The 13,314-nt window shown below is 61.7% G+C and carries 12 protein-coding genes; 5 read left to right on the top strand and 7 right to left on the bottom strand.

Features of this window, described 5'->3' with window-relative positions:
• Positions 1-29: 29 nt before the first annotated feature.
• The gene (locus CI785_RS15540) at positions 30-950 is read left to right on the top strand and encodes a tyrosine-type recombinase/integrase (RefSeq protein ID WP_170068249.1); all 921 of its coding nucleotides are present in this window, start codon (positions 30-32) and stop codon (positions 948-950) included.
• 271 nt (positions 951-1,221) lie between these two features.
• Here CI785_RS15540 and CI785_RS15545 read toward each other — a convergent pair whose 3' ends face one another.
• The 4 genes from CI785_RS15545 to CI785_RS15560 form a co-directional block, all read right to left on the bottom strand.
• Positions 1,222-2,148, bottom strand: a complete 927-nt coding sequence (locus CI785_RS15545) for an alpha/beta fold hydrolase (protein ID WP_240615234.1) — start codon at positions 2,146-2,148, stop codon at positions 1,222-1,224.
• Positions 2,149-2,676: 528 nt separating this feature from the next.
• Complete coding sequence (locus CI785_RS15550) at positions 2,677-4,545, bottom strand: sensor domain-containing protein (RefSeq protein WP_105032978.1); 1,869 nt, start codon at positions 4,543-4,545, stop codon at positions 2,677-2,679.
• The gene (locus CI785_RS15555) at positions 4,542-5,369 is read right to left on the bottom strand and encodes an alpha/beta fold hydrolase (RefSeq protein ID WP_240615235.1); all 828 of its coding nucleotides are present in this window, start codon (positions 5,367-5,369) and stop codon (positions 4,542-4,544) included. Before CI785_RS15555 ends, CI785_RS15550 begins: the two co-directional genes overlap by 4 nt.
• Before the next feature lie 482 nt (positions 5,370-5,851).
• Positions 5,852-6,529, bottom strand: coding sequence for a GNAT family N-acetyltransferase (locus CI785_RS15560; protein ID WP_157940296.1), 678 nt, complete (start codon positions 6,527-6,529; stop codon positions 5,852-5,854).
• Positions 6,530-6,800: 271 nt separating this feature from the next.
• On the opposite strand from CI785_RS15560, the gene CI785_RS15565 reads away from it, so the two are divergent.
• On the top strand, positions 6,801-7,601 hold the full coding sequence (locus CI785_RS15565) for an MFS transporter (protein WP_338064927.1): 801 nt from the start codon (positions 6,801-6,803) through the stop codon (positions 7,599-7,601).
• An 8-nt stretch (positions 7,602-7,609) separates the two neighbouring features.
• Complete coding sequence (locus CI785_RS17220; RefSeq protein WP_157940298.1) at positions 7,610-7,780, top strand: hypothetical protein; 171 nt, start codon at positions 7,610-7,612, stop codon at positions 7,778-7,780.
• A 445-nt stretch (positions 7,781-8,225) separates the two neighbouring features.
• Here CI785_RS17220 and CI785_RS15570 read toward each other — a convergent pair whose 3' ends face one another.
• The 3 genes from CI785_RS15570 to CI785_RS15585 all read right to left on the bottom strand — a co-directional run bounded on the left by CI785_RS15570 (position 8,226) and on the right by CI785_RS15585 (position 10,759).
• Complete coding sequence (locus tag CI785_RS15570) at positions 8,226-8,495, bottom strand: hypothetical protein (protein ID WP_105032981.1); 270 nt, start codon at positions 8,493-8,495, stop codon at positions 8,226-8,228.
• A gap of 966 nt (positions 8,496-9,461) precedes the next feature.
• A complete protein-coding gene (locus CI785_RS15580) occupies positions 9,462-10,517 on the bottom strand; it encodes an SRPBCC family protein (RefSeq protein ID WP_105032983.1) in 1,056 nt (351 codons plus the stop codon).
• A complete protein-coding gene (locus CI785_RS15585) occupies positions 10,514-10,759 on the bottom strand; it encodes a hypothetical protein (RefSeq protein ID WP_105032984.1) in 246 nt (81 codons plus the stop codon). Before CI785_RS15585 ends, CI785_RS15580 begins: the two co-directional genes overlap by 4 nt.
• Before the next feature lie 532 nt (positions 10,760-11,291).
• On the opposite strand from CI785_RS15585, the gene CI785_RS15590 reads away from it, so the two are divergent.
• Positions 11,292-12,479 carry an IS110 family RNA-guided transposase gene (locus tag CI785_RS15590; protein WP_240615236.1) on the top strand — a complete coding sequence of 396 codons (1,188 nt, stop codon included), beginning with the start codon at positions 11,292-11,294 and terminating at the stop codon, positions 12,477-12,479.
• 98 nt (positions 12,480-12,577) lie between these two features.
• Positions 12,578-13,042, top strand: coding sequence for an META domain-containing protein (locus tag CI785_RS15595; protein ID WP_105032986.1), 465 nt, complete (start codon positions 12,578-12,580; stop codon positions 13,040-13,042).
• Positions 13,043-13,314: the final 272 nt, after the last annotated feature.

Here is a 13,314-nt window from a genome sequence, read left to right on the forward strand (position 1 = left end):
CACACGATAATGTCGGTTATCGTGTGACCATGACCCTCAGAACGCAGGTAACGGAATATGCCAATGGACTGTGGCATGCCCGAACGCTTGGGGCATGGAAGTCATCGCTTGCCAGGTCGCCGCATACGCTCCGCGCGTACACCCGAGGCATCGAACAGTTCTGTCTGTGGCTCGACGATCACGGGTTGGACTTGCTCGGCGTGGAGGGGGTGCACGTGGACGATTACCGGCACACACTCACCGGCGCACCCGCCACCGCAGCACAGAAACTGGCCGCGGTTTCAAGCTTCTACCGCTACGCCGTGTCTGCGGGTATCACAACCACCAATCCTGTGGACTTCGTCCGGCGGCCCACGGTGACTGCCGATTCCACCGCTACACAGGGCCTGACGGAGGACCAGGCGCGCGCCCTGCTGGACGCAGCACGAGCGGACGGCCCTCGGTCCCACGCGCTGGTGAGCTTGCTCCTGTTCACCGGGATACGTCTCGGTGAAGCGCTCAGCGCCAACACTTCGGACTACGGGCACGACGCCGGGCACCGGGCGCTGATCCTTCAGCGCAGGAGCGGCACCCAGGCCAAGGTCGCCGTTCCGCCTCCCGCCGTTGACGCTCTGACTGCCTACCTCGGGACCACCGGGCGAGAGCTGGTGGCGGCGGCAGACTCGGGTCCGCCACTTTTCACCACGGCCACAGGCAGGCGCTGGGCACCTTCGGAGGCATTCCGGACTGTGCAGCGGCTGGCCCGCCTCGCGCGCATCGAAGGCCGGATCAGCCCCCATAACTTGAGACGTGCCTTCGCAAGCATCGCCCTGAACGCAGGGACTACTCTGCATGATCTTCAGGACAGCATGGGCCACGCAGATCCACGCACAACGCGCCGGTACGACCGAGCGCGACACGACCCCATGAACTCAGTCGGATACACCGTGGCAAAAGCGCTCGTTCATTGATGGCGTGCCGCTTCTGAACTCGAATCGATCAGGCCGGACCCTGCGTTTCCATATCGACACGCGACGTCGGCGAGCCCGCTCCTGAAATGCGGTTTCACACCCCTGAAGTATTTCGCATTCCTCTTACCTGATTACCGGATCATTCACTCTGCGGGCTGCTACCAGCACTCGGTGGAATTTATACCGAATACGTTCGTTTCAGCAGCACCAGAACTCCGATATTGATTTGGTCAGTCCTTGGTGCCAGGGCGGAGCGCGGGTATCCGTTGGACTATTCGCGGCCCCTAGCCCGCGCCTCGGCCTGCTGCTCGCGTCCGAGCTCCACCAGGCGATCGTCGTCGATCCTGTTGCCCTTGAACTCGATGACGGCGCCCTCCACTTCGTCGACGAAGGCCTTCGCAGCGCCTACCGCACCGAGCGAGATCTCTTGCTTCGGCGCTTCCGGAACGACGGCGATGCTCGCATCGTCACAACCCTCCGCTCCGACGTCGTCGTGCCTTGCACGCGCACCGTTCACATGCCGGACGCAGAGCCCGGCGACCTCGCGAGCATGGGCGTGCATCACCGAGTGGGCTGCGCCCTCGATCTCGACGACGTCGACCGCGTGGGGGAATACACTGCTCAACTGTGTGACCCACGGGCGTGGACATACCGCGTCGTGCTCGCCGCGGATGACGAGCGTCGACGCGCGCACGCGAGCGGCCGTCCGCTCGATCGGATAGGACATCATCCGCGGCAGGATCTTGAAGAACCAGCCGAACCCGCACGTCAGGTAGGCGACCACGGCGAGGAGCTTCACCCGGAAGGGCTCATGGAAACTCGCCAGCAGGAAACGAAGGGCCTGCACGGGGACGGTGCGGGCCGATGCGTCGATGACAGGACTGATCAGGACGAGAGTGGTGAGCTCGGGGCGCGCCGCAACGAGATCGGTGCAGATCTGCGTGCCCATCGAATGCCCGACGATCACGGGATCCTCAAGCCCGAGATCGTCGATGGCCTTGCCGACGAGCTCCGCGAACTGACTGATCGACATGGCGCGGCGTGCGTGCGGCACGCCGCCGAATCCTGGCAGGTCAAGAGCATGTACGGGCCCGAACTGCATGAGGTGCGGGGCGAGTTGCTCGAAGTAGTGCGAGGACACCCCGATACCCGAGACGAGGATGAACGGCCTGTCGCCCACCTCCCCAACCGAACTCACCCGTGCCCAGACACCATCGCCCTGAATCCTCCGCACGACGATGTCCGGGCGTGGATCCGACTTCTCACTTCTCGTCACATCCCATTGTCCTATGGAACGCCGGGAAGTCCGATCGCGGAGTTCGGGGCTGGCGCGCGTCCTGCCGGGTGGGCGTGCGACAGCTTGTCTGGTGAGGACATGCATCCTCCGGTTCATCGCTCAGGAGGTACTAGTAATACGACGAACAAGACACTTCGGGGTGAGACGGCTTTCCGAGACAGTGCATGCCCCGAGTTTCTGCAGTATTTCGCGGGCTCAGGATCCTTCAACGGGTGCTGTCGAATCGCGAAGCCACCAGCAGATGTTGCGATACCCCACGTGCGGCCTGCGGGTGGGATACACACCCGGTCCATGGGGTTATCGCGCGCCTTCGGCAGTACTTAGGATTCGATCAAGTACAAGTACTCTGCATTCTCGAGCGCGAGACGGGATCACCTCACCGCCGCCATGAGCTCCGCCAGTATGGGCTTGGTTTCACTTTCCCTGCGGTCACAAGGTGGGAACTGGCGATGAGCCTTCCATCACCTCATGATTCTCCATAGCGGTATCAAGGTCGCTAATGAGGGCGTCCACGGCGTCTTCGGGGAGCGGTTGCAGGACCACAGGTGAGCTTGGATTCGAGGTGTCATCCTGGTCCGCGATCCATCGTGTGACGCTCTCAGCGGTGAGGGGCTTGCTGTAGTGGTAGCCCTGGGCGAGGTCGCAACCGAGCGTAAGCAGCGTGGATCGTTGGTGATCGGTCTCGACTCCTTCGGCGACGGCTCTGATGCCCACGGCGTGGGCTAGTTGGATACAGCTCGAGACGATGGCGCTGTCACCGTCATTGCTGCCCAGTCCGCTGACGAAGGACCGGTCGATCTTGAGTTCATCGATAGGGAAGTCTTTGAGGTAGGTCAGGCTCGCGTACCCGGTTCCAAAGTCATCGATTGCCAGCCCGACGCCCATCGCTTTCAGGGTTGTGAGTACCTTGAGGGCCACCGCTGGGCTTTCCATAAGCGCTGTCTCAGTGATTTCCAGTGTCAGAAGGTGCGGGTCGAAGTCATGCCGGGTCAGGGTGGTCGCAACGGTGTCGACGAGGTGCGGATCGAGGAGTTGACGGGTGGAGAGGTTCACCGCGACCCCGACGGGAGCGCACCCCGGTGTTCCGGGATTCCACAGTCTGCCTTGCTGTACCGCTTCCTCGAGAACCCAGGCGCCCAGTGCTCGGATAAGCCCGGATTCTTCGGCAAGGTCGATGAAGTCGATGGGTTGCAGGAGCCCTCGCGTTGGGTGTTCCCAACGCACCAGGGCCTCGACGCCGTTGATGACGTTGGTAGCGATGTCCACCCGTGGCTGGTAGTGCACGCGCAGCTGCCCGGTTCTGATGCCATGACGGAGTTCGCCGAGCAGACGCATTCTGTTAGCGGCCGGGTCGCCTTGGGAGGGGTCGTGCACATCCCAGATATTGCGCCCCCGGGCTTTCGCCCGGTACATGGCAATGTCTGCGTGGCGCAGCAGCTGAGTCCCATCCGTGCCGTCGCTGTCGGTGAGGGCGATGCCGATGCTGGCCGAACAGATGATTTCCAGGCCTTCGATCACCAGAGACCTGTTCACGGTTTCGAGCAGCCGCTCGGCCAGCGCAGTCGCGTCCGACAGGGTAGAAACATGCTCGACGACGACGAACTCGTCGCCGGAGAGCCGGGCGACGGTGCCTGTCGACCGCACAGCTGAGGAGAGCCGCTGCGCAACAATGGTGAGCAGCTCGTCGCCTGCGTTGTGGCCGAGACTGTCGTTGACCGCTTTGAAGTGATCGAGATCAACGAACAGGACGGCCACTTCCTTACCAGAGGGACTTTCCGCGAGTTCACGGGTGAGGATGGAGGCCAAGCCGGCGCGGTTCGGCAACCCGGTCAGTGAGTCGTGAAGCGCCAGGTGCTGCAGACCGGCCTCGGCACGAAGGCTCCTCGCCTCGGACTCCTCTGCGCGCCTGCGAGCAGCAACGAGTTCCAGTTCGTGCTTTCGGCGTTCATGGGCACTGAAGATGATGACTCGGATCTCGGTGCCGCCGTCCGGGCCGGGAGCACTGACGGCGGTGAGCAATGCGGCTTTACGCTTTCCTGTTGCGTCGATGATCTCCAGTGACACCTCGGACACGGACCCGGCGAGTTGCATACGAGGGACACTGTTCGTCGCGTGGAGGAGCCGGTCCCCGACCGGCAGCAGCTGAGGAAGCGGCATGCCGAGGACATCGCTGCTCCTGTATCCCGTCCAGGTCAGGAACGTGTCATTGACCGCGGTGATCGTCCATGTGTCATCAGTGAGCAAGTAGCCGCAGGGCGCCTGCTGGTACAGCCGCTCGTAGTCTGTCTCGCCGGTCACGAGGGATCCGACTGCAGGTACTGCAGGATGGCCCGTGCCGTCTCTTCCGGGGCGCTGGCCTGGGGCACATGGCCGGTGGCTTTGAGCCCGACGAGCGTGCTTCCCGCCAGCTGATCATGGAGGTAGCGGCCTACTTCCGGCGGCGCGAGCAGATCTTCGGAGCACTGAAGGATTAGCGCCGGAACGCTTACGTCCTTCAGATCTGCGCGGATGTCCGAGAGGAAGGTGACGCGGGCAAAATTGCGGGCCGTGTCGGGGTTCGTGCGGCAGAAACTTGCCTCGAGCTCCCCGGTCAACTCGGGCGCGCCAGGGTTACCCATCACGATCGGGGCGAGAGCGGCCGCCCAGGCGAAGTAGTTGCTGTCGAGCGATTCCAGGAGCTCATGGATGTCCTCCTGCGTGAAGCCACCAACATAACTTTCCGACGGATCATTGATATACGACGCCGACGGCGCCACCAGGATCAGCCGACGAAATGTCTCGGGGTTCGCTACCGCAGCCTTGATCGCCATCATCGCCGCAACACTGTGAGCCACAAGAACCACGTCCCGGAGCTCGAGCGCCTCGCACACAGCGAGCAGATCCGCGACATAACCGTCGAGGGTGGAATACCTTCCCGGCTCATAGAAAGCGAGGTCGGACTGGCCCGATCCCATATGGTCGAACGACACCACTCGAAACCGGTCCTCGAAGAAGGGGACGACCCGGTGCCACATGTTCTGGTCGCAGCCGAACCCGTGGGCGAACAGCACCACAGGACCATCCGGCCGGCCGCCCACGGTGACGTTATGCCGGTCGATGACGCTCAAGGTATCAACGCTCAAAACTGGCGCTCCTCCTGACTCGGTGAGATAGGCAGCACAACAGAAGGCACCGCTACTGGTTACTATCGGCAACCACCCGATAGCCGTCAGCGAAACTGAACCACCCAGGGAACGAGCTGATGAAACCCGAAAAGCCGCTGAGAATCCCATCCAACCGCGGACAACCTCGACCGATCAATGCATCGTCGCATCTCGTATTCACGCCAGATTACTCTGTACCGCAAAGGCGACCTCCGACCCGATCGCCAGCAGCGCCTCGACAAGGTACTACGGGCTTGAAACATGTCCCCATCAGTTCGACGTTTCCAGCAGCGCACCGACCGGAACCAGCGTCCGTCCGGGTCCACACCACATCACCCGGCCAGAAGCGACGAAGAGAGAACTGCGGGGAAGCGACCCACATGAAGTCGAGTGTGGAGAGTGAAGGCGAGGGTGGAGGTTGAACCACCCGTTGGCCGAGCTGTCCGCTCGAGGAGGGTGTTCTAGTGAGTCATTTGGGCGGTGAGGGCCTGGTACTCGGGGTGGTCCGCGAGGAATGAGAAGGCCATCGGGCACTGCGGGATGAGGCTCAGGCGTCGTTTGTGCGCATTGAGCACGATGTGGCGCATCAGGGTCATATCCATGCCTTGATCGCGGAAGACAGGGTGCTCGACCCCGTCGGTCAGCACTATTCGCCTCCCTTGCATCGTGTACTTGACGTGCACGGCGAGGTGGCCGTCGATGAGCAGTTCGAACCGTCCGTACAAAGGGTTGTCGCGGAACGCCTCCCTGAGCTGGAACACAGGAGCGCGATCGACCGCCTGCCGCTCCCGGATGTCGAGTTCCCCGGCGATCATCTCATAGCACTCGATCGCCCCGGTGGGCGGGTAATCCTTGTCCAGGAGCAGGTATGCACGGTTCGCCAGGATCCGCAGGTGTCTTGTCGACAGGCCCCTGATGTCATCAGCGGACAGGGATTCCACGGCAAGGTCGGCGCCCTGACCGTGGGGCGTAGCGCCCGCCTGGGCAACACGACGGTCGGTAAAGGGGCCGGAAGAGGAGCCCTGGAGGGGATTGGCAAGGGGGTCGATGCGCGGCACGGCGCTATCAGATACATCGAGGTTGAGGGACGAGGTGGGCCGCGTGAGGTCGGGCCGGGCAGGGTTCACGAGTTCGGTCATGACTGTTCCTGTGTTTGTCAGAAACCTGGCCTGTGGCTGGACCGCGGTGTCTGATGAGCCTAACGGGAGTAGACCTGAAAGGACAGTAGGCCCGTTCGACGGCATCACAACATCACCACATCATCCGCCACTGTTTCACCACATCCGGGGCCACAACCGGGGCCAGTAGCTGATCCCCCGAAGGAGAATGCCTGAAATCTAGGGCAACGCGGCGCGATCCGGCCCGACGCGCCAACAATTCGACAGCTATCAGGAGAGTCGTGCGCCCATCCTGTTGTGCGTTCTTCGACTGGCGCAAGGGTTCGCCGTCGGCGGCGAATGGGGAAGGGCGGTGATCATCGCGGTCGAGAACGCACCCAAGGGCAGGCGAGGTTTCTACGGGTCCTGGCCCCAGATCGGCGTGTCCTGTGGGCTCCTGCTCGGCACCGTCGCTGTTGCAGCCGCAGCGGCAATTTCCGGCGACCAGTTCGAGACCTGGGGGTGGCATGTGCCGTTCCTCCTCAGCGTCATCCTGGCCGCGGTCGGGCTCTACATCCGCCTCAATGCCGCTGAGAGCCCCGAGTTCCTCGCCGAGAAGGCGAAGATGGAAAAGAACAACGTCCAGCAGAAGGCCCCCTTGAGGGTGCTCCTCGCCCATCACCGCAAGCCGCTATTGATCACGATCTTCGGTCGGTTCGCGGAGGCAGGCAATTACTACCTGTTCACCGTCTTCGTCCTCTCCTACGTCACCACCTCGCTCGAGGTCCCCCGTCAGTACGGGCTCACGGCCGTGATGATCGGCTCGGTATTGAACATCATCATGATCCCCGTCTTCGGTCGCTTCTCGGACAGGATCGGCCGCAAGATGACGTTCTTCTCGGCGGGACGGCGATCATCATCACGGCGTGGCCGATCTTCGAGCTCATCCAAACGGGCGAGCAGTGGGCGATCATCCTCGGTATCGCCCTGTTCCTCGCCCTCGGACACGCACTCGTCTACGCGCCACTACCGGCCCTCTACTGTGAACTGTTCCCCACCGCCATCCGGTACTCGGGCATCTCCATCGGCTACCAGATGCCCTCCATCCTGCTAGCCGGATTCATGGCCGCCCTGGCTGGCGCGCTGGTCCTATGGACCGGTGGGACACACTTCGTTGTCCTGATCATCATCGTGAGCACAGCGATCGCCATGCTCTCCATCTCCTTCGCCAAGGAAACCAAAGATGTGGACTTGTCCAACGTCGACCAAAAGGAACCAGCCACCACCAGCTAGTACCAGCAACACCTGCTCGGGTGCACGCCAATGCACGCTTCCAACGATAAAATGACGGCCGCCGCCGAAAGCTCCTGGCTTCCCGCGGCGGCCACACTTTCCTCAAGCGGCCACTCCTATGGGAACGCTTTGCTGCGTTATCTTCCGACTAGGTGCGGCGATTCGCGTCAATATCCTGGTTGCAAACAGTCCTCAGGTTATCGGTGTCGGAAAGCCGACTGGTCTTCTGGGCCGAGCCCATTTGATTACCACAGTGATGTACGAGGTGAGCTCAGATGTGGACGAACAAGGGGAACCAAGCAGTGGTCCTTGCCTTGCTCCGGCTGGTGGTCCCGTAGGGAGCCGCGCAGGGTTCAGGAGACGAATTTGTACCCCACACCGCGGACGGCGATGATATGGCGTGGCGTCGTGGGGTCGGCGTCACCCGGTCATAGGGCAGGCAGCGTCATAATAGTTCGTCTTCGAGGGCTTGGCGTGCCTCTGGGTCAACCGGGCCGAAGAGGATCGCGGCGTCGGCGAGGCTTTGTATCTGCGGGCCGGTGGACCGCCGCTCCATGCCGGAACTCACTGTCCACGTCTCCAGCACGTTCTTACCCACCCGGTGCTCTATGGTCAGATCCGGCAAAGCATCTTCCAGGCGTGCATAACAGTCACGGGCTTCGCTCTCGGTGTCAAAGGTAAACGACACCCGATGCGACAATCCAAGAAGCGGCATGCACCTTAGTGTTCCACCGGCAAGCAGACAGTGAACATATGCTTTGCAACCCAAACCCGGCAGCGCCTTCATCAGTACACGGTGGTAGTGAGACCACGGCCCACCGGCCGCGGGCCTGCACCAGGTCACTGAGCGTTCTGTTAGGTCGCTTCCGGCGCCCTGGTGTCCCACGCGGTGACCGTGGATCCGTCTGTGATGACTGCGAAGTCCTCGCATATGGTCGTTGCCCTGCTGACGGCATCCTTGGGGATCCAGTTCTGCAACTCGATCGTCCCCTCGGCCATGTCGATGGCTTTCGCATACGTCGATTGCTTCTCGCGATTCGCGTCTGTGAACGCTGCGCAGGAGGACAGCGTCACCATTGACACCAGGTGACACCACCGGTGACGGACATGCGGACAAAGGACGGGACGGACGTGCTGTTCACTGGAGAAGCTCCTTATGAGGATGATGGCACTTCTCACTCTCATCCACATCACGAACCAATACATCGCCCCAGAGCCGAGCCGCCCTCCTACCCTGGTCGCAGCACGGGCCGCGCATCACCCTCCAAGCCCTCGCCCAGAACGTGAGCGGGACGATCCGTCTACTCATTTCCTGAATTGAGATAACCCCGGAGGCGTATCGCATCACACGCTGATGGCAGAGTGCTCCTGCGGAAAGGATCGAGGTAGATCGACGAAAGGCAACCCTCATGCACACCGATGCCGTAGGCAACGCAAAGTCGTGGGAACTGCGTCTTCCAAACTGGGCGAAGGGCAGGTTTCAGGTGAGCTCGCGAGTTCGTCCGATTGATGATGGATGGCAAAAGCTCGACGTCAATGCGTCCTGGACGACGTCAGCCTTAGTTCCGTCCGGCAACCGGACCAGGCGCACGTAGTGGGTTTTTCAAACGACCAAGGTCCTGACAGTCGATGGGCACACATGCATGACGAGGTTGCCTTCCCAGTGACCTACCTAGGTTCGCTATTCAGTATGACCGTGGCGGAACGTACGGCTGATGGCGTTGCTGATCTGGAAGAGTCTGATCCATATCAGGAACCGCTGGAGCGGGTGCAGGACTGGGCTGAGGATGGACCGCCAACCCTGGTGTGTGGACCAGGCCATGGTGGTGCTGAGCTGGGTCCCGCCTTTGGTGGGAGCGAGATCGAAGATCATGGTGATGGGAAGCCTGGTGTCCACGTCGGGGTAGGTGAAGCGCCACGCAACGTGATTGCCGTGTTCAGCCTGCAGGAGCTCGAGTGTCCGCCGACGGAATTTCTCGTGCACCTTCAGTGGCCTGCCGTCCGGGTGGGTGGTCCGTGCGTGTGCCATCCACACACCACCTGCCGGTCCTGCTCCATCAGCGGGCTGTGTGCCCTTGGCATGCGTAGGGGCGAGATCCGCGCCAGTGGTGAAGCCGTCGATAGCGCCGATGGCCGGTTCCCATTCCGGCACCCGGGCAGGATCGGACAGCAACGCCCAGACCTCATCGACCGGTGCCGGGATGAACGACGCATTGACCCCCCGAAGCTCACCCCGCCGACGCGTCGGGGCGACCAAAGCGATTGGCGCCGGCGCCGGCGTTCGATCGAGTTCGGCCAGGACCGCCGATGGTGTTGTGCCCAACCCACCTAGGAGTTCCCTGATCAGCCCACTGGGTTCGTCCAGCAGTTCACGCAACACAGCGTCAGCGTCTGCCGTCCTGCCTTTCTTGCCGGCCCGCTCGATGAGTTTCAGGGCACGCTTTGACCATTCGTACCCGCCGGTTTCATGGAACACGATGTCCCCCGAAGGCGGAAGGGAGGCCGTGATTCCAAGGGATGCTATTTGTTTCTTTTGGTAATCCTCCACGGCAGCGCGGGCGCTTCCGATAGTGATGCCCAGTTCGCGAAGCGCCCGACCCGCGGGCTGGTCACTGAGCACCAACGCGAGGAACAGGTCCTCGAGATCCGCTTCCCGCAAGCCCCTCCGGGAAGCTTCCTCCATCGCTGTGAGCGAGAGGGACTGGCTCGTGGCTGCAAATCGGGTGAATCTGCTCATGCTCGCCTCCTGGGGCCGAGGATCGAAGGATCAATGCGCTTGGAGTACTTCTTGTGCACGGCCTGGCGGGTGACCCCGAGAGCATCAGCAATCTGCTGCCAACTCATCCCGGCCCGCAAAGCGGCCTCGACCTGACGCAATTCCAACGAGTCCGCCAGAACCCGCAGCGACGCCACGGCCCGTAGTCCAGCCTGCGGATCCGTTGTATCCGCCGCGGCAACCGCTACCTGTGATGACTCCACGTTGTCAACCTAGGTTGCTGCCGACAGTTCTGTCAACCTAGGTTGCTCATGAGTGGCGCACTGATCTGGACCCGAACGCTCAATGACCTTTACGGACACGGCCCCGCCGTGACGGGTTGCCCCTAGGTACAGGTCCTTTCGGTGTCGCGAAAATTTAAGGCTTTACGAGACACGTGCACGGGCCGAGCGCCGAACGTGCACTCCCCCGCGTTTACAGGCCGGCCGGTGTCTTGGAAACTCGTCTCGCTGTATTTCGTCTGCAGCACAGCGAGCCGGCCTCCTGACCACGGTAATAGTGAAAACTGATCGCGGATCCGGTGTGGCTCTCTGTCCACTTGACGCAGTCCTTGGGCTGCTGTCCTTCACATGACCTGTCCACCGGCCCGCGATCGCTTGACGTGCTAACGGGTATGGCTTGATAGGAGCCTGATCAGATCCCTTTACCGTATTGCCTGCTCGTCCTGGCTACGTGGAGACCCGTCTCCATCGAAAGGCAGTCATGTCAGATGCTGGAACGCAAGAACCTCGTGTTGTGGTGGGAATCGACACACACTCGGACACTCACCACGTCGCCGTCGTCACTGAATACGGGAAGCCCCTGGCTGACCAGGGATTTCCAACGACAGCGGCAGGACACCGGGAAGCCTTCACCTTCATTACAGGGTTCGGGCTAGTCCTGCAGGTCGGGATGGAGGGCACTGGCACCTACGGAGCAGCACTCACGAAAATCCTGCAGGGCAAAGGAATGCAGGTCATCGAGGTGAACCGTCCGAATCGTCAGCAGCGCCGGCTCAAGGGCAAGACCGACTCTCTGGACGCCTACCGCGCCGCCCACTCCGTCATTGCGGGCATGAGTACCGCGGTCCCGAAAGCCAAGGACGGCCCCGTTGAGTGTCTACGTGTCCTCCGGGCATCTCGGGGTTCCGCGATTAAGTCGCGGAATGCGACGATCAATCAGATCAAGGGCCTGTTGGTCTCTGCACCAGAGGCTCTGCGGTCCAAGTACCAAGGCCTGACAACGGGGACCATGATCGAGATAATGGTCCGGTCTCGGCCCTCCGGGCACCTGGCGGACCCCTCCTACGTGACAGCACGAGTGTTGAAGGCACTGGCCGTCCGATACCAGCACCTGAGCGCTGAGATCGAGGACGTGAATGCGCAGCTGCAGGACATCTCGGAGTCCTACGCGCCGATGCTGCAGCAATTGACCGGCGTCGGCACGGATGTCGCTTCCCAGCTACTCGTCACGTTCGGCGACAACCAAGAACGAGTGGGAAACGAAGCCCAATTTGCAGCACTGACAGGTGCAGCCCCCGTTCCCGCCTCGTCAGGCAAAACAAGCCGTCACAGGCTGAGCCGTGGCGGCGACAGGCAAGCCAACTGCGCACTGCACCACATCGTGCTCGTGCGCATGAACATCCACCGGAAGACAAAGGACTACGTCACCAAACGGACCGAGGAAGGCAAGAGTAAGCGGGAGATCATACGGTGTCTCAAGCGCTACGTTGCCCGGGAGGTCTACCGTCAGATCACCCATCCGGTCCCGGCACCACCAGTCCTCGATTTACGCCCGCTCCGCCACTCACTCGGGATGACCTTGCAGCAGGCAGCCACGGATCTCCAAACGTGGCCCTCTACAATCTCACGCCTCGAGCGCGGCAAGATGCGTGATGATGAGCTCCTGGACCGATACCGAACCGGGTTGCATCAACGAGCATGATTGGTCACCTATTTTCTGGTGTTTGAGTTCATGGTGGAGCGCTACGTTTGAGAATCGGCGAACACCAGGAAAGCACTTCGAACACTGGGTCTCCGTAGGTGATCATGCTGAACTTAGTCATGCCGCGTTCACGCCTAGGTGTACTGGTCTTCATGGCCGTTGTCACGACCATGCTTACTGGGTGCCAGTCGCCCGCGGAACGTACGCTGAACGATATTCAGTTCGAGGCACGTTCCGGTCACGACTCCACTGGTGAGCTGACATGGATCGCCGACCACCCAGTCAGGTGGAGGATGGAGCTAAGAAACGGCGAGGACACCGTGATGATCGGTCCGCCGTGCGGCGCCATTCAGGCACAGGCCGACGTCACGTCCACCGAGATACGCGTCGACATGAATCGCGCGGCTATCGCCGCCATTGCTTGTGAAGAGCCAGTGGCCAGCATGGACCGGTGGGTCCATACCTTCATCGGTGAGCCCATCACCTACACCTGGGACGAGGACGTGCTCACGATGACCAACAACAACGGAAGCCTCACCTTCCGACGAGCAGAAACGACGTAAGCCAACCTCCGCAATGTCGACTGGTCCAGGTTTGACAGTTATAGGAGCGTCCTGTGCACGGCACAAGCTCCCTACGCTCCGCTGCTTGTCCCGCACACACCTGGACAGTAGGAACCAGCGGCCCACCCGCACCCACCACCTCACCGACACTAGGCAGATCGCCTCGAGCGAGCGGTAGGCGTGCACAGCCTCCTACCAGCGTGATCGTGAACAGCACGAGCTGGTCGATCCAGCGTGGTCGATGGGGCTATCGGCGGCATTGGAGGCCGTGA

Source organism: Arthrobacter ruber, assembly GCF_002954225.1.
In the GTDB taxonomy this organism is placed as follows: domain Bacteria; phylum Actinomycetota; class Actinomycetes; order Actinomycetales; family Micrococcaceae; genus Arthrobacter_D; species Arthrobacter_D ruber.

Coding starts and splice junctions, on each gene's coding strand:
- CI785_RS15540 (WP_170068249.1), top strand. CDS start 30: ATGACCCTCAGAACGCAGGTAACGGAATATGCCAATGGACTGTGGCAT.
- CI785_RS15560 (WP_157940296.1), bottom strand. CDS start 6,529: ATGACCGAACTCGTGAACCCTGCCCGGCCCGACCTCACGCGGCCCACC.
- CI785_RS17220 (WP_157940298.1), top strand. CDS start 7,610: ATGGCCGCCCTGGCTGGCGCGCTGGTCCTATGGACCGGTGGGACACAC.
- CI785_RS15570 (WP_105032981.1), bottom strand. CDS start 8,495: ATGCCGCTTCTTGGATTGTCGCATCGGGTGTCGTTTACCTTTGACACC.
- CI785_RS15580 (WP_105032983.1), bottom strand. CDS start 10,517: ATGAGCAGATTCACCCGATTTGCAGCCACGAGCCAGTCCCTCTCGCTC.